At 70.5% G+C, this 16614-nt stretch carries 14 protein-coding genes and 2 pseudogenes; 4 read left to right on the plus strand and 12 right to left on the minus strand.

Going from position 1 to position 16614, the window contains the following annotated elements; genetic code table 11:
- Window positions 1-221: 221 nt before the first annotated feature.
- From GPZ80_RS34245 to GPZ80_RS30500, 6 genes and pseudogenes are all read right to left on the minus strand, one after another.
- Entirely contained in the window at window positions 222-821 is a 600-nt protein-coding gene (locus GPZ80_RS34245) for an acyl carrier protein (protein WP_446678434.1), read from the minus strand.
- Window positions 816-5576, minus strand: a pseudogene (locus tag GPZ80_RS30480) (beta-ketoacyl synthase N-terminal-like domain-containing protein); the annotation flags it as partial. The gene GPZ80_RS34245 and the pseudogene GPZ80_RS30480, both read right to left, overlap by 6 nt.
- Window positions 5577-5683: 107 nt before the next feature.
- On the minus strand, window positions 5684-6556 hold the full coding sequence (locus GPZ80_RS30485) for a helix-turn-helix domain-containing protein (protein WP_187224561.1): 873 nt from the start codon (window positions 6554-6556) through the stop codon (window positions 5684-5686).
- Window positions 6557-6918: 362 nt separating this feature from the next.
- Window positions 6919-8067 (minus strand): glycosyltransferase family 4 protein, encoded by a 1149-nt coding sequence (locus GPZ80_RS30490; protein WP_376771794.1) that lies wholly within the window; start codon window positions 8065-8067, stop codon window positions 6919-6921.
- Window positions 8068-8211: 144 nt separating this feature from the next.
- Entirely contained in the window at window positions 8212-8862 is a 651-nt protein-coding gene (locus GPZ80_RS30495) for an L-threonylcarbamoyladenylate synthase (RefSeq protein ID WP_187224563.1), read from the minus strand.
- A 47-nt stretch (window positions 8863-8909) separates the two neighbouring features.
- Entirely contained in the window at window positions 8910-9728 is an 819-nt protein-coding gene (locus GPZ80_RS30500) for a tetratricopeptide repeat protein (RefSeq protein ID WP_187224564.1), read from the minus strand.
- 246 nt (window positions 9729-9974) lie between these two features.
- Between GPZ80_RS30500 and GPZ80_RS30505 the strand changes: the two genes are divergently transcribed.
- The 3 genes from GPZ80_RS30505 to GPZ80_RS30515 all read left to right on the plus strand — a co-directional run bounded on the left by GPZ80_RS30505 (window position 9975) and on the right by GPZ80_RS30515 (window position 12826).
- The gene (locus GPZ80_RS30505) at window positions 9975-10610 is read left to right on the plus strand and encodes a serine/threonine kinase C-terminal domain-containing protein (RefSeq protein ID WP_187224565.1); all 636 of its coding nucleotides are present in this window, start codon (window positions 9975-9977) and stop codon (window positions 10608-10610) included.
- Window positions 10611-10706: 96 nt separating this feature from the next.
- Window positions 10707-12467 (plus strand): AbeC-like domain-containing protein, encoded by a 1761-nt coding sequence (locus tag GPZ80_RS30510; protein WP_187224566.1) that lies wholly within the window; start codon window positions 10707-10709, stop codon window positions 12465-12467.
- Window positions 12464-12826 carry a hypothetical protein gene (locus GPZ80_RS30515; RefSeq protein WP_187224567.1) on the plus strand — a complete coding sequence of 121 codons (363 nt, stop codon included), beginning with the start codon at window positions 12464-12466 and terminating at the stop codon, window positions 12824-12826. Before GPZ80_RS30510 ends, GPZ80_RS30515 begins: the two co-directional genes overlap by 4 nt.
- 6 nt (window positions 12827-12832) lie before the next feature.
- Here the strand turns inward: GPZ80_RS30515 and prmC are convergent, their stop codons facing one another.
- The 3 genes from prmC to rpmE form a co-directional block, all read right to left on the minus strand.
- Entirely contained in the window at window positions 12833-13696 is an 864-nt protein-coding gene (prmC, locus tag GPZ80_RS30520) for a peptide chain release factor N(5)-glutamine methyltransferase (RefSeq protein ID WP_187224568.1), read from the minus strand.
- A gap of 30 nt (window positions 13697-13726) precedes the next feature.
- Complete coding sequence (gene prfA, locus GPZ80_RS30525; RefSeq protein WP_187224569.1) at window positions 13727-14806, minus strand: peptide chain release factor 1; 1080 nt, start codon at window positions 14804-14806, stop codon at window positions 13727-13729.
- A gap of 81 nt (window positions 14807-14887) precedes the next feature.
- Window positions 14888-15118, minus strand: a complete 231-nt coding sequence (gene rpmE, locus GPZ80_RS30530) for a 50S ribosomal protein L31 (RefSeq protein ID WP_187224570.1) — start codon at window positions 15116-15118, stop codon at window positions 14888-14890.
- Window positions 15119-15342: 224 nt separating this feature from the next.
- On the opposite strand from rpmE, the gene GPZ80_RS30535 reads away from it, so the two are divergent.
- Window positions 15343-15723 (plus strand): hypothetical protein, encoded by a 381-nt coding sequence (locus tag GPZ80_RS30535; protein ID WP_187224571.1) that lies wholly within the window; start codon window positions 15343-15345, stop codon window positions 15721-15723.
- On the opposite strand, the gene GPZ80_RS34155 is transcribed toward GPZ80_RS30535, so the two are convergent.
- The 3 genes and pseudogenes from GPZ80_RS34155 to GPZ80_RS30545 form a co-directional block, all read right to left on the minus strand.
- Window positions 15665-15847, minus strand: a complete 183-nt coding sequence (locus GPZ80_RS34155; RefSeq protein WP_376771795.1) for a DUF397 domain-containing protein — start codon at window positions 15845-15847, stop codon at window positions 15665-15667. The two genes, GPZ80_RS30535 and GPZ80_RS34155, sit on opposite strands and share 59 nt — an antisense overlap.
- Window positions 15848-15952: 105 nt before the next feature.
- Window positions 15953-16141: pseudogene (locus GPZ80_RS34160) on the minus strand (Scr1 family TA system antitoxin-like transcriptional regulator); the annotation flags it as partial.
- Window positions 16142-16174: 33 nt separating this feature from the next.
- Entirely contained in the window at window positions 16175-16456 is a 282-nt protein-coding gene (locus tag GPZ80_RS30545; protein ID WP_187224573.1) for a helix-turn-helix transcriptional regulator, read from the minus strand.
- Window positions 16457-16614: the final 158 nt, after the last annotated feature.

Consider the following 16614-nt stretch of genomic DNA (forward strand, 5'->3'; position numbering starts at 1 on the left):
CGGCGTGCGCGAGGGACCATCCGATGTCGGCCGCGCGCCAGTCCGATCGGGCCCGCAGGTCCGCGAGCAGCGCCGCTGCCCGGGCCCGCAGGGAACCCCCGGCCGCCGCGGACAGTCCCCACAACAGCGAGTCGGAATCGCGCGCCACGGTGTCTCATAGCTCCTTAGTCGCGCCGAACGGCACGGAAGGCCGGTCGGGTAAAGCAGTTCTGGTGCGCGGCTCAGGCGTTCGCGCCGAGCGCCAAGCGCATGAGGTCCTCGACGGCCATGTCCTGGATCGCGGCCGCGCCGACGGCCCGCTCTTGGGCGGCCCCGCCGTCGGCGAGCCCCAGCAGCGCGTCGAGCAGGCCGGACTCCCGCAGCCGGTCCACCGGGATCGTGGCCAGCGTCCGCCTGATCTCGGCGTCGCCCACCGCGTTCCCGCCGTCCGCGTCGTCCTCGGGCAGCAGCAACGCCAGCACGTGGTCGGCCAGCGCCTTCGGATTGGGGTAGTCGAACACCACCGTGGCCGACAGCCGCAGCCCGGTGACCGCGTCGAGCCGGTTCCGCAGTTCCATGGCCATCACCGAATCGAGTCCCATGTCGAGGAACCCGCGGTCGATCACCACAGCGGAGGGCGCGCCGAGTTCCAGCACCGCGGCGACGTGCTCGCACACGATGGCGAGGACCTCACGCACCTGCTCCTTCTCGGCCAATTCGACCAGCCGCGCCCGCAGGGCTTCGATCCGGCCGTTCGACGCGCTCGCCCGCGGCCTCGGCAGCCGCACCAGCCCACGCAGCAGCGGGGGAACCTGGTCGAACTCGGTGAACTCCCGGCGCATCGCCTTGAGGTCGAGCCGGGTCGCCACGACCGCGGGCGAATCCGAGTCGGCCACGGCGAGGTCGAACAGCGCGGGACCTTCTGCTCGCGCCGCGCCCCAAGCCACCGCCAGCGCGGGTGACCCCGCCGCCCGACGGTGCGCGGCGAGGGCTTCGACGAACCCGTCGGCCGCCGCGCGGTCGGGAACACCGGCCTCGCCCAGGATTGCGGCGAGCGAGGAGAACAGCACGAACGCCGTGAGGTCCATCCCCTGAGTCAGCTCGTGCAGGTGCCAGGCGCCCGCGACCGAACCGGCCGCGTGCACGACCGCCGTCAACGGGTGTTCCGCGGGAATCCCGGCCAGTACCCGCGCCAGATCGTCGCGATCGGACAGATCACACGCGACGGTGGAGACCTCCGCTCCGAGCGCGGCCAACTCCGCTTCGCCACCGTGACCGCCGATCAACAGCAGCCGCCGGACACCGTGGCGGGTCACCAGGTGTTCGGCGACCATCTCGGCGGGGGCGCCACCCGTGACCAGGACGGTGCCCGCCGAGCCGAACAGCGAGACGGCTTGCGGGGAAACGGATCGACGGGTCAGCCGCGGCACCATCGGCGCTCCGCCGCGAATCGCGATCTGCGGCTCGGCCATGCCCGCGACCGCGGGCAGCACGCGGGCGGACGCCTCGGCGTCGTCCACGTCGACCAGCACGACCCGGCCGGGATGCGCGGCCTGCGCCTCCCGCAGCAGGCCCCAGACCGCCGCTCCGGCGAGGTCCTCGGGTGCCCCGCCCGCGGCCACCGCGCCCCGGGTGATGACGACCAGCCGGGATGCGGCGAGCCGCTCGTCGGCCACCCACGAGCGAACCAGCGACGACATCCGGGCAGTCGCCTCGGCCACCGCCGAGGGGACATCCCCGGTCATCGGCGGACACAGCACCAAGCCCAGCGCGGGTGCCGGGGCGCCCGCCGAAACGGCTTCGAACAAGGAATCCAGGTCAGCGTGCCAGTGGCCGTCACCCCACGCGGGCCGCAGGGCGGCGGTCACCCGCACGTCGTCGTGGCCGATGACCGCCCAGCCGCTGCGCAGCGCGTCGGAGATGTCGCGCACCGACAGTTCGGCGGGCAGCCAGTCCACGGCGAACAGGGCGTCGGCCGCGCCGCCGACGGCGAGCTGCTCGGGCGAGACCTCCCGCAGGCCCAGCGCGTCGACCGTGAGCACCGGATCACCCGACAGGTCGGCCGCGGTCAGCGCGACCTCGTCCGCACCCACCGGAACCAGCCGCACGCGCAGTGCTCGGGCGCCGGTCCCGTGGACGGACACACCGCGCCACGAATGCGGCAGCCGGGCGGGGGAAGCCGTTGTGCCGTCAGCGAAACCGGCCACCGCCAGCGCTCGCACCGCCCCGTCCACCAGGGCCGGATGCAGCAGGAACGACTCGGCATCGGCGTGCTGGGCGTCGGCGAGCGCGACCTCGGCGAAGACCTCGCCACCGCGCAGCCACACACCGCGCAGACCGTGGTGTCCGTGGTCGAATCCGGCCATGGCCAGGCGTTCGTCCACGTCGGTCGGCTCGACCGCCACCGCGCCGGCGGGCGGCCACTCACCGACCGGGCTCGCGGCAACGCCGGTGTCCGCGGTGAGAACGCCCGAGCCGTGACACACCCATGGCTCGTCCACCTCACCGTGGGCGGCGCGCGAGTACACCTCGACCGAGCGGTCAGCCTCGTCGTCGCGCGGCCGCACGACGATCCGCAGTGTCACCGCCGCGCGGTCCGGGACCACCAAGGGTGCGTGCTGCACCAGGTCCTGAACCCTTGGGAAGCCCGCGAGGTCTCCGGCCCAGGCGGCGAGTTCGAGGATCGCGGTGCCGGGCAGCAGCGGAACGTCCCACACGCCGTGCTCCGCGAGCCACGGGTGGGTGTCCAGGGAGAACCGGCCGGTCAGCACCAGCCCACCGGAGCCTGGGATGTCGGTCGCCGCGCCGAGGAGCGGATGGTTCACCGGCGTGAGCCCGAACGTGCTGGGGTCGCTGACCGCGGTGGTCGCGTCGACCCAGTACCGCTGCCGCTGGAAGGCGTAGGTCGGCAGATCGACCCAGCGCGTCGGGTGATCGGCGTACACGGCGGACCAGTCGACCGGCACACCGTGGGTGTGCAGCCGGGCCAGCGCCGTCGTGATCGACTCGAGGTCCGGCCGCCCCCGCCGCAGCGCGGAGGCGACCACCACACCGTCCGAACCGTCCGAATCGGACAGTTCGGCGGCCGAGTCGTGCGCGGCCACGGTCAGACCCGCGTCCGGGCCGAGTTCGAGGAACCGCGTGACACCACGGGAGCACAGCCACCGCACACCGTCGGCGAACCGGACCGTGGCGCGCACGTGCGACAGCCAGTATTCGGGCGAGCATGCCTGCTCGTCGGTGAGCGCGGTCCCGGTCACGTTCGACGCCACGGCGATGGCGGGCGGCGCGAAGCTCGCCGACGCCAAGACCTCGGCGAACGCGGCCAGCATCGGCTCCATCCTCGAGGAGTGAAACGCGTGCGACACGCGCAGCGGCTTCGTCCGGATCCCCTCGGCCCGGCACTCGGCGGCGACCTTGGTGACCATCGCCTCGTCGCCGGAGATCACCACGGCCATCGGCCCGTTCACCGCCGCCACGCTGACCTCGACATCGACGCCGAGTTCCGTGAGGCGGTCGCGGATCCATGCCTCGCTCGCGGCGACCGCGACCATCGCGCCGCCGTCGGGCAGCTCACGCATCAGCCTGCCGCGGCAGGCCACCACCCGGGCGGCGTCGGCCAGCGACCACACGCCCGCCACGTGCGCGGCGGCCAACTCGCCCACCGAGTGCCCGACCAGGAAGTCCGGTCGCACGCCCCAGTGGGTGACCAGCCGGTACAGGGCGACCTGCAGCGCGAACGTCGCCACCTGCGTGTAGTCGGTGCGGTCGAGCAGCCGCGCCTCCGCGGTGTCCGGCCGCGCGAAGACAACCGACTTCAGCGGGCGGTCCAGGTGTTCGTCCATCGCGGCGCACACGTCGTCGAAGGCCTCGGCGAACACGGGAAATCTCTCGTAGAGGTCCTTGCCCATCCGGGCGCGCTGCGCACCCTGCCCGGAGAACATCACCGCGAGCCCGCCCGCCTGGGCCCGGGCCTCGACGAGGTCCGTCGCCTGCTCGCCCGCCGCCAGCGCGTCCAGACCGCGAAGGAGGTCGGCCCGGTCGGCGGCGAGCACCGCGGCCCGGTGCGCCATCGCCGGACGCTTCGCCAGCGCCACGGCGACGTCGCCGGGCTCAAGTTCGGGATGGGCGTCCACATAGGATCGAAGGCGGGTCGCCTGGTCGCGCAGCGCGTCTTCGCCGCGAGCCGAGATCAGCCAGGGCAGCCCGTCGCGGGCCGGGGCGATCTCCTCGGGTGGGGGCGCCTGCTCGAGGATGACGTGGGCGTTGGTCCCGCTGAGCCCGAACGACGACACCGCCGACCGGCGCGGACGGCCGGTCTCCGGCCACGGCACCGGCTCGGTCACCAACTCGACCGCGCCGTCCGCCCAGTCCACCCGGGGCGACGGCGAGTCGACGTGCAGCGTCGGCGGGACCACCCCGTGCCGCATCGCCTGCACCATCTTGATCACACCGGCCACGCCGGCGGCCGCCTGGGTGTGGCTGATGTTGGACTTGACCGACCCGACCAGGACCGGCGATCCCGCGGGCCGGTCGCGGCCATAGGTGGCCAGCAGTGCCTGCGCCTCGATCGGATCGCCCAGCGTCGTGCCCGTGCCGTGCGCCTCCACGACGTCCACCTCGGACGCGGAGAGCTGGGCCTTGGCCATCGCCTCGCGGATGACGCGCACCTGCGACGGGCCGTTGGGCGCGGTCAGCCCGTTCGACCGGCCGTCCTGGTTGACCGCGGAACCCCGGATCACGCCCAGTACCGGATGACCGAGCCTGCGCGCGTCCGACAGGCGCTCCACCACGAGCACACCGACGCCCTCGGCGAAACCGGTGCCGTCCGCCGCCCCGGCGAACGACTTGCACCGTCCGTCCGGGGACAGCCCGCGCTGCCTGCTGAAGTGCACGAACATGTCCGGTGTGGACATCACCGTGACGCCGCCCGCGATGGCCAGCGAACACTCCTCGTCGACGAGCGCCCGGCAAGCCAGGTGCAGCGCCACCAACGACGACGAGCACGCCGTGTCGAGCGTGACCGCCGGGCCTTCCAGACCGAAGGTGTAAGCGACCCGACCGGAGGCAAGGCTGCCCGGGTGCCCGATGGAGTAGTCGGACATGATCCCGGCGAAGACGCCGGTCTTGCTGCCGCGCAACGACTCCGCGTCGAGCCCGGCCCGCTCCAGCGCCTCCGCGCAGCACTCCAGCAGCAACCGGTGCTGCGGATCCATCGACAGGGCCTCGCGCGGGCTGATCCCGAAGTAGTCCGCGTCGAACATCGCGGCGTCGGACAGAAACCCGCCATGTCGGGTGTAGGTCTTCCCCGGGGCATCGGGGTTCGGGTCGTAGAGACCCGCCACATCCCAGCCGCGGTCGCGGGGGAACTCCGACACCGCGTCGCGACCCGTCGACACCAGCGTCCACAGGTCGTCGGGCGAACCCACCCCGCCGGGGTATCGGCAGCCCATGCCGACGATGGCGATCGGCTCGTGCGCGCGCTCCTCGGTCTCCCGCAGCCGCGCGCGGAGATCCCGCAACTCGGCCGAAGCGCGCCGAAGATAGTCGAGATACTTCTGCTCGTCAGTCATCGTCTTGTCCCCCAAGATCGGCACGCAGGCGGATTCGTCCGATCCACTTCGAATGATCGACAGGGCGCCGGGGTTGAACCAGGCGGTTTCGACGGCGGAATCACCGGCAGAGTCGGCTCTGCCGGTCCGCCTCAGCCGGTCAGCAGCGCGGGCGGGACGGCATAGGGAACCGGGCACTCACGCTCGACAGTGGACACGTCGATCGTCCACACGCCCTCCGACACGGCCAGCCTGCGCTGTGCGATCACGATGACCGCGCACACGCTGCCCGCTGTGAGCAGCGGACGCACCTGCGCCGCGTCCACCACGTTGTCGAGCACCAGCAGCGCCCGGCGCGACCGCAGCGTGGAACGCAGCCGTTCGGCCCGTTCCTCCAGCGTCTCGCAACCGGCGGACTCCGCCCCGAACACCCGCAGCAGCCGGTCGACCAGCCCCACCGGCCGCCGATCATGTCCCTCGGCGCTCACGTAGAACTGACCGTCCGGGAAGTGCCGCGGGAAGCGCGCGGCGGCCTGGATCGCCACCAGGGTCTTCTCCGTTCCCGGGCCGCCGACGAGTTCGACCATCCGCTGGCCGGGCACGTCGACCCCACCTGGCTCGCGCAGCCAGACCGGCTGCTCGACGAGGACGTGACGCATCCACTCGATCAGGCTGGACAGTCCCGCGGGCAGGTCGTCCCCGGCGGCCGGACCCATCGGACAGGCGGTGGACAGGGCGAGCGGGCGCACCGACGCCGACGAGCCCGAATCGACCTTTCGGCGAGCTATCCGGCGGAACTTCTCCAGCGAATCGCCCTCGATCCGCAGCGCCTCCGCCAACAGGACCACCGACTTGCGCTGCGGCTTGCTCGTTCGGCCGCGCTCCAGGTCCGAAATCGCCCGGATGCTCAGCCCCGAACGCTCCGCCAATTCCTCCTGGGTGAGGCAGGCCTTTTCCCGAAGAGTTCTCAGCAATTGCGCGAACTCTCCGAACGAAGGCGCGCTTAAGTAGTCCAGCGATCTCATCTGACGTTCTCCCCCATAGCCGGCACCGTCGACGACGGCCGGACCCACCAGCCGAAGTCGACATTTTCGACATGCGCAACCAAGGGTTTTATTCCGCACCCCCAGTGGCGCACTCACCCCCCCAGGGGTGCCCTGCACACGCTGCCGCCACGAGGCAGAGCGCCCGTGACGACCAAGACCGAGGTTAGCAGCGGTGTCCGACATTCGCGCGCGATTCGTTGAATCAACACATAAAAGGGCATCCACCTGGGAGTCGCACGGAGACCGAATCCGACGTCGAAGAGATGTTCACCACGTGTTACCCGGAGTCAATGCCTGCATGGTGTCAGCACACGAACACGGGCCGCACAGGCGAACGGGCATCAGCGAGACCGGAGTCTCGGGATGGCGGACACGATCACCGCGACCAACACGCCGATGCCCATTCCCCAGGCGACGATGAATGCGTCGAATAGGGACACCGACACCGCGCCGAAAGCGATCACCGCGGCCCACAAATAGATGAGCAGCACCGCCCGACGCTGGGAGTGGCCGATTTCGAGCAGGCGGTGGTGCAGGTGCATCTTGTCCGCGCTGAACGGGCTCTCGCCCCGGCGGGTACGCCGGATGACCGCCATGAGCAGGTCAAGCAGCGGGATGAACAGCACCGCGGCGACGACCAGCAGCGGCGAGAACAGGGCAATGGAGTTGGTGGCGCCCTCGGTGGGCGTGGTCTTGCCGGACATCGTGGTGCTGGCCGTGGCCAGCATCAGGCCGATGAGCATCGAGCCGGAGTCGCCCATGAAGATGCGGGCGGGCTGGAAGTTGTGCGGCAGAAAGCCCAGGCACGCCCCCGCGAGGGTGGCCGAGATCAGGATCGGCGGGTAGTTGTTCACCGAGCCGCCGGACTGGTCGAGCAGGTGCAGCGAGAACGCGCAGGTGGCCACCGCGGCGATGAAGCCGATGCCGGAGGCCAGCCCGTCGAGGCCGTCGACGAAGTTCATCGCGTTGACCATGGTGACCACGAGCAGGATCGCCAGCAGGCCGCCCTGGTTCTGGTCGAGGATCAGCACCGTGCCGAAGTAGCCCTCGTCGCCGCCCCAGGGCACCCACAGCACCATCCACTGGATGCCGAAGAGAACCAGGATGCCCGCGCTGGTCGTCTGGCCCGCCAGCTTGGTCAGCGAGTCGAGTTCGAACCGGTCGTCGAGGACGCCGATCGCGACGATGAGGCCGCCGCCGATGAGCACGGCGACCGGGTCCAGCGCGAAGTCGAACGCGCGGCGCAGGACCGGGAGCTGGTGGGCGACCAACATGCCGCCGCAGATGCCCAGGTACATGGCCAGCCCGCCCAGGCGCGGCATCGGGACGACGTGCACGTCCCGGGTGCGCGGGTAGGCGACCGCGCCGATGCGGATGGCGAAGAGCCGGACCAGGCCGGTGAGCAGGAAGGTCAGAGCCGCGGTGACCAGGGCGACCAGCGCGAACTCGCGCACCGGGAGACCGGCGACGGCGTATCCGTCCGGAGGTATCACCCGCTAGCCCCTCGCGTCCGGGTCGCCGGGCAGGACACCGGCGATCTCCGGGTCCGCGCTGCGCGGGGCCGGGCCCCAGAACGGAGTGGGCACGTGGAGTCGCATCTCCTAGTCAGGTTCAGCATCCGGGATGCCGCAACGCTACCGCGCCGCGCGCACCTCGGCGCCCAAAGCCTCCGACACCGCGGCGAGGCTGACGGCGCCTTCGCGCAGCACCACGGGCTCGTCGCCGGTCAGGTCAACGATGGTCGAGGGGATCGGCTCGCCGCACGTACCGCCGTCGAGGTAGACCGCGACCGACTCGCCCAGCTGGTCACGGGCGCCCTGCGCGGTCGCGGGCGCCGGGTGGCCGGTCCGGTTCGCGCTGGAGACGGCCATGGGCCCGACCTCACGCAGCAGCTCGATGGCCACCGGGTGCAGCGGCATCCGCAGCATGACCGTGCCGTGCGTCTGGCCGAGGTCCCAGGCCAGCGACGGCGCGTGCGGCAGCACGATGGACAGGTCGCCCGGCCAGAACGCCTCGATCAGCGTCCGCGCGGTCTGCGGCACGGACAGGACGAGCCCGTCGATCGTCGACCAGGAGCCGACGAGGACGCCGACGGGCATGTCCGGCCCGCGGCCCTTGGCCGCGAGCAGCGACGCGACGGCGGAGCTGTTGAACGCGTCGCAGCCGATGCCGTAGACGGTGTCGGTCGGGATCACGACGACCCGCCCGGCGCGCACCGCGCCCGCCGCCGCGGCGAGGCCGTCTTCTCTGTCCTCACGGACACTGCAGTCGTAGACCGTGCTCACCCGGCGACTCTATCGGGACCACCCGTCGCACGACGGCCGGGCCGCCGCTACTGCTTGCCCCGCCGCGCGATCGACTCGGCGAGTTCGTCGGCCCGGCTCCGCCAGGTCTGCCTGCGGAACCGGACGACGATCAGATACAGCAGCCCGCCGCCCAGCAGCACCCCGGCGATCACCAGCGAGACGTTGCCCGCGAGCCCGCCGACCGCCACCAGGATCAGGCCGAGCGACACCGCGAGCACCGCGAGACTCACCGCGATCCCCTCCGGCTGCCACCGCCAGCGCCGCCCGGCCGTGACCTCGTCGAGCAGCAGCTCCGCGCCCCGGCGCAGTTCCGCGTCCCGCACGTCGAGGTCGATGATCCGCCGGGCAGCGGCCTCGCAGACGTCCAACTGGTGTTCGCTGGTGATGACCAGGGCATCGTCGGCGGTGCGGCTGCGCACCTGCTCGGACACCGAGCACCAGGTGCTGGCCAGGTAGTACCGCACCACCGGGTCCGTGGACCCGCCGAAGCGGGCCTCCAGCTCCGCCGCCGCGCCCTGGGCGTCGCCGCTCGCGACGCGGGCCTGCGACATGCCGAGCACCGCGAGCACGTTGTCCGGGTCGCGTTCGGCCGCCCGGCGGTAGTGCAGCGCCGCCGCCCGCCAGCGTCCCCGAGCCAGGAACACGTCGCCGAGCCCGATGTCGTCGTAGGCGCACTCCCGGGTCGCCGCGGCCCGTTCGAAGTCGACGGCCGCGTCGTCGAGCCTGCCCTTGACCAGCGCCGATAGGGCGCGATCGAAGTACAGCCGGGACTCTGTCGGTCCCTCCTGCGCCTCGGGTGGCGACAACCGCCACTTCTCGATGACGTCCTGCCATGTACGTAGCACCGGATCACCCCGAGGCCAAACGCTACCGCTCTCGCCGACCGAGGGGCTCGGCCATGATCCGGTCGGGCCTGCGAGATCATCGCGAAAGTTGAGATTCACCGGCATACCGGGCACCATTTACCCTGTCCTCGAAGCAGATCCGGGTTCGTCGCAGCAGGGGGAGTTCCCACGAGCAGCCGTCCGCAGCGTCGAGGGCACCAGCTCAGCTCACGCTGGCTGGCGTCGGCGCTTGTCGCGGGCTACACGATGGTGAGCGCGCTGGTCGGCGTCGTCCTGCTGGTCGCCCCGAAACAGTCCGGTCCGGGCACCGCGGCTCCGTCGACGACCTATGTCCTCGCGCCCCCGCCGCCCGCGTTCGGCCAGGCGGACTCCGCCACGCCCGCGCCGAGGATCGGCGTCCCGGACTCCGATTCGCGGCCGCGGCCGTCCAAGGTCGCGCTGCCGGTCCCGGAGGGCTTCCAGCGGGTAGCCGGTCCCGGCGGGCTGGTCACCACGGTCCCCAAGGGCTGGACGATCACCCGGTCGTCGGGTCCGGGTTCCGTGCAGGCCACCGACCCGGCCGACCCGGCCCGGCACGTGCGCTACGGCGGCGCCCCCGCGCCCGCCGCCGACCTGCTCCAGTCCCATGTGGACTATGAGGCGGTGTTCGCCAAGTCGAAGCCGGGCTTCAAGCGGCTGAGCCTGGGAACCACCCAGTACCACGGGGTTCTCGCCGTCGACTGGGAGTTCGAGCACGACTCGGCCGGGGTGCGCAAGCACGTGCACTCGATGTACTGGCGGGTCGACGGCATCGAGTACTTCGTCTACGCGGCCGCGAACGCCGACCGCTGGGCCGAGACCGTGCCGATCTACCACGCGCTGATCGACAATGCGTCTCCTTGATCGAAAAGGGTTGACGATCTCGCTACGGTGAGTGTGTGATCGCTGGCGGGCAGCGACGTTTCGCTGCCCCAGGCACACTCGACCGACGGGGATGCCATGCCTGAGCACAGCGCAGCCGCCGAACAGCCGACCGATGACCGCACGCCGCCGAGCGGGATCCCACTGCCTCGGCAGCGCGGGCCGCACGGGCCGCCCGACCGCGACGACACGACCCGCTACCTGTGCGCCGCGGCTCACCTCGATCCCGGGTACGCGACCGCGGCGATCAAGGAGTTCCTGGTCGAGCCGACCCGGGCCGTGCCGCCCTCTCCCGGCGTCGACGCGGGGGCGGTGCTGACCGAGGCGGTCGCGGCCAGGACGCGGCGCAAGGTGGTCGATCTCGCGCTGCTCGTGCTGACGGTCGCGTTCCTGTTCGCCGCGCCCATGCCGGTGATCCTGTTGTGGCTGGTCCTGGGCGTCTCGGTGTCGATTCCCCGCTGGTCCCGAGGCGACGACAGCGTCTCGAAGCGGCGGATCTCACCTGGAGCCGCCGTCGGGATCGGGGTCCTCATCTTCGCGGTCGTCCTGTTCGCGCCGGACTTCGAGCGCCTGCTGTACGAGCTGGACCTGATCGACTCGCGGCCCGGGCGGCGCGGGTCGTCCTCGGCGGCCGACGACGACGTGGTCGGCCTGGTGTTCACGATCCTGCTTCCGATCGCGATGCTCGCCATCGCGTTCGCCGACCGCTACACGGTCTGGCGGCTGGTGACCACCAGGTTCAACCGCCGGGGCTCGATCACGACCACCGAGCCCCGGCAGATCCTGCAGTACGCCGCCAGGCGGTTCCGGACCCTGCTCACCCGCTACGCCGCACCACAGGCCTACGAGGCCCGCGACGACCACCCGGAGCCCGGCCCGCCCGCGGGCATCGTCGTGCATCGCGGCTACGAGCCGTTCGTCGGCGCGGGCAGGCGGCACCGGCCCTGGTCGGTGGCCGCCCCGCTGCTGCCGCACCCCAACGGCGGCGGGACCCGCCCGCTGTCGACGGCCACGCTGTACGACGCGGTGGTCGCCGAAATCAGTGATCTGCACCGGGCCACGGCCATGACACCCGGCGGCAGGCTGAGCAGGCTGACCGTCGACGAGGAGGTCGTCGTCTCGGCCACGGAGCTGATCGACCACCTCGGAGACCACACGAAGCCGTTCCTGGAAAGCGTCGAGTACCCGCCGTACACCAAGCTGAGCGCCCGGCGGGTGCGTGAGATCAGGGACAACCCGATCGAGTGGGCGCGGTACTACCGGTGCTTCCGGGTGGAGACCTGGGACCGGGACCTGGTGATGTCGGTGTACCTGCACGTCGCCCTGGACGACTCGACGCTGTACGTCGAGTGGACCCCGTGCGTGCTGCTGCCGATCAAGGAGCGCTTCCAGCGAATCGACAGCGAATCGATCTCGCCGACCCGGCCGGTGATCCAGGCCGTGGCGGACGTGCTGTCCCTGCTGGTCGCCGCCCCGGGCAAACTCGTCTCGACGCTGACATTCCTGCGACCGCTGCGCGCCGAACCCGGTGTGATCGACCCGGACCGCTACGGGTCACTGCGAAGCCTGCGGGAACTGGCGGCCGACGACGGCGTGCACAACTACTTTCAGCTCGCGGACGTGGACCGGTACCTGAAGATCCTGGAAAGCAGGCTCGTCCTGGCGGTCAGCAAGCTGCTCGCGGACGCGGGATACATCACCGCGTCGTTCGAGTCGCAGGCGGCGGCGGTCATTCAGAACAACGTGCACATCGGCGGGTCCGTCAACGGTCATGTCGTGGCGGGGATGGGGAACCTGATCGGGAACGTTCCCGGTCCGACACCGGGGAAGCAGGCATGAGCTCCGAGAACAAGATCAGTGTGGGTGGGAATGTCGGCGGGCACGCGGTCGCCGGTGACGGGAACGTCGTGGGCGATGGTGTAACCGATCCGCGGATTCCCGAGCTGCTGCGTGGGTTGCGGGATCAGTTGGCGGCCAACGCTTCCAAGGTGCCTGACTACGAGTTGGTGGTCCACGACATCGAGGCGCTCGCGGCGCAGACCGAGAAACCTGAGGCGAAACCCGAGTTCGTGAAGTCGCTTTGGGGGCGGATTCGGGTCGCTTTGGCTGGGCTTGTCGGTGCCACGGGGACGCTTGCCGCCGTGGGGACCAACGTCAACGAGATCAATGAGGCGATTACCGGGGTGTTTGGGCCCTAGGCCTGCTCAGCCGCGTAGGGCAGTTGCGAAGCGGGGGCGGCCTGCGAGGTCCTGGTGGTCTTGGACGTCGGTGAGTACCCGTCGGGCTTTCAGTAGCGCCGGTACGGATTCGCCGTGGGTGTCGTCGTGTTCTATCGCCACGCCGCCGTTGATCCGTAGGAGTCTTGCCGCCGCGGTGATCACGCCGCGGATGACGTCCAGGCCGTCCGTGCCCGAGAACACCGCGTGGGCGGGGTCGTGTTCGGCTACCTCTGGGGGCACCTGGGTGCCTGAGGGGACGTAGGGCGGGTTGCACAGGACCAAGTCGACCTGACCGTCCAGCTCGCTGAACAGGGTCGGGTCGGTGACGTCGCCCGAGTACAGGCGTACGGGGGTGTCGCCCGCCGCTGCCCTTGCGTCCGCGTTTCGGCGGGCCCAGGCCAGGGCGGTGTGGTCGACGTCGACGGCGTGGACGACCGCGTCCGGGCGGGCGTTGGCGGTGGCCAGGGCCAACACGCCTGATCCGGTGCACAAGTCCACGACGATGGGGTCGCGCTTGCCCTCCAGGGTGGCCAGGCCCCAGGCGAACATCAGCTCGGTCTCGGGCCTCGGGACGAACACCCCGGGCCCGACGCTGACGCTGATGGCGCCCATCCAGGCCGTGCCAATCAGGTGTTGCAGTGGTTCGCGGCGGGCGCGGCGGGTGACGAGTTTGCCCAAGGCGTCCACGACCGGGGGGTCCACCAAGGGGACCATGGGGAGTTTCCCGCGCTCGACGCCCAGGACGTGGGCGGCCAACAGCTCTGCGTCGTTTCGGGGGGAGGCGACGCCCGCGGCCGCGAGGATGCGCTCGGCTTCCAGGATTGCCACGCGGAGGGGTTGCCTGCTCATAAGGGTCACCCTGTCACGCCTTTCGGTGGATCACCCGGATGAGTGGGCGGCGAGTCGTTCGTTGCGGTCGGCGTCGGAGAGTGCGTCTAACACCGCGTCGAGCTCGCCGTCGAGGACGGCGTCGAGGTTGTGGGCCTTGAAGCCCACCCGGTGGTCGGAGATGCGGTTCTCCGGGAAGTTATACGTGCGGACCCGCTCGGAGCGGTCGACGGTGCGGACCTGGCTGCGGCGCGCGTCCGATGCGACCTTGGCGGCCTCCTCCTCGGCGGCGACGGCGAGCCGGGCGCGCAGGACCTGCATGGCGCGGGTCTTGTTCTGCAACTGGGAGCGCTCGTTCTGGCAGGACACCACGATGCCGGTCGGCAGGTGCGTGATGCGCACGGCCGAGTCGGTCGTGTTGACGCTCTGGCCGCCCTTGCCCGAGGAGCGGTAGACGTCGATGCGGAGGTCCTTGTCCGGGATCTCCGCGACCTCGGAGGTGTCCTCGATGTCCGGGTAGACGAGCACGCCCGCGGCGGAGGTGTGGATGCGGCCTTGCGACTCGGTCGCGGGCACGCGCTGCACGCGGTGCACACCGCCCTCGAACTTCAGCCGGGCCCAGACACCCTCGGGGTCGCTGCCCTTGCTCTTGATCGCGAGCGTGGCGTCCTTGACGCCGCCCAGGTCGGACTCGGTGCTGTCGAGGACCTCGGCCTTCCAGCCGTGCCGCTCGGCGTAGCGCAGGTACATGCGCACCAGGTCGCCCGCGAACAGGGCGGACTCCTCGCCGCCCTCACCGGACTTGACCTCAAGCACCACGTCGGAGCCGTCGTGCGGGTCGCGCGGGAGCAGCAGCTCGGTCAGCTTGGTTTCCAGCTTCGGGATGCGCGCGGCGATGGCGTCGGCTTCCTCGGCGAACGTCGAGTCCTCGGCGGCCAGCTCGCGGGCGGCTTCGAGGTCGCTGCGGGCGCCCTCCAGCTCACGCAGGACCTTGACGGCCGGGGTCAGCTCCGCGTAGCGCTTGCCCAGCTTGCGGGCCCGGTCCTGGTCGGAGTGCACGGCGGGGTCGGCCAGAACCGCCTCCAACTCGGCGTGCTCACCGAGGAGTTCAGCGAGGTTCGAAGCGTCCACCGTGCACCTTCCCAAACCCGAAAATAACCCGAACATGGCGACGGCGCCCGTCCCGCGAGCGGGAGGGCGCCGTCGGCGAAGCTACTTCGCGGCTTCGGTCTTGGTAGCGCGCTTGCCGTAGCGCGCCTCGAAGCGGGCGACCCGGCCACCGGTGTCGAGGATCTTCTGCTTGCCCGTGTAGAACGGGTGGCAAGCCGAGCAGACCTCGACGTGGATGTTGCCGGAAGACTTGGTGCTGCGGGTGGTGAACGTGTTGCCGCAACCGCAGGTCACGTTTGTGGACACGTATTCGGGGTGGATCCCGTTCTTCACAGTCGTCGCCTCTCATAGGTGGCCGCCGGGTCCCCGCCGTGTCTGGGGTGAACCGGAGCCGGACTCGACCTAACAGTGTGCCAGATGTGCTGACGGTCCTTTCAACGCGGGCCGACTCCCCGGTATTCCGCCGTTCGTCGCACGTCAGGGACCTCCGAACGCACGTAGCGACCCACTCACCGAACGTAGTTCCAAGGCCCGGAAATCCGTCGCAGACTGTCTGCGTGTTCTTCACGGTAGGCAGGCCATTGTCCGTCTCCCTGTGGTTGACGGCACCGTTGCTGTTCGCGGTCTCGGTCCTCGGACTGACCGCGATCGGCGGCATCCTGCTCGCCGCGTCCTGGCAGGTCACCCTGTCCAGCGCGCTGTGGGGAGGGGCCGCCGCAATCACGGCTGTGCTGGGCGGGGCGGTCGCCTGGCGCTCCCGAGAACAACGGATGATGCTGGCGATTCCGTACCCCGTGACGCTGCTCTTGACCGGCCTGGCGCTCGACGACGTCACCGTGCCGACGCAGTGGGCGATCGGCCTCAGCGTGCCCGCGATGCTCACCCTGGTGTACCTGTGCGGCCGCCGATCGTCGAACCGAACGAACGCCACTCGGTAGCGGGGATGCGCAGGTGGAGCCCGGTGGCGTACTTGGCGTCCCGCACCAGCACAGTTACGCAGGCGGCGACCTCAGCACAGTTGCCCTCGTTGCGGTTTTCGTGCTGAAGCTGCTCTTGCGCCACATCGGGGACCTCCTCAGAGACGCGATTCCACGCTTCGGATGAGCGCCGCCGAAGCCGCGGGAACGAGCCCGCGACGTTTCCACGTATGCGAGGTCCCGTTCGCCACGGAAACCGAGCACCGTGGAACGCCCCATCGATCCCGCCATAGGGCCGGGAATCGCGAGGAACCACCTGCACGGTGACGTTGGTCGCCTGGGCGATATCCACGATATGACCGAGTTGGCGTTTCATGATCGGTGATGAGCCGACCTCCCGGTGAAGCACAGCCTCGTCGATCACGCACCGGAGTTCGAACCGATCCTCCTCCGAGGAGGCGCTGCTGTCGGATCAGCCGAACGTGCACCGCGTTCTTCTGCGCGCCGCCACCCCGTAAGCCTGCCACCATCCCTTCGCCTTGCGAGCGGCCCTGGTCTCCTCCAACCAGGGCTCCCAATCGTTCACCGGGGTGCCGTAGAGGTCGAGCAGATACTTGGCCAGCGGAATGTCCGCGGCAACCTCGGCGTTCTCGATCCGGCTCAGCCGCCCAGTCGAAATCTCCAGTCGCTCCGCGACTTCCAACGCCCTGAACCCTGCCTCACCCCTGAGGTCGCGCGGCTTCTTACCAAGCATCTGCCGTTGGACGGCGACGCCTGCTGTGTACCCACCGGAACTCCTTCCGCACTCTGCATACTCTCGCGTGGAGTATCGAAAGTGGAACTTCCGCTTTCGGCGTGCCGCCTCCGATCGGTGGCGTCAGAAGGGCGCGGGTTCGGCGACCGCCTGGGGTG

The organism is Actinokineospora xionganensis, assembly GCF_014323725.1.
In the GTDB taxonomy this organism is placed as follows: Bacteria; Actinomycetota; Actinomycetes; order Mycobacteriales; family Pseudonocardiaceae; genus Actinokineospora; species Actinokineospora xionganensis.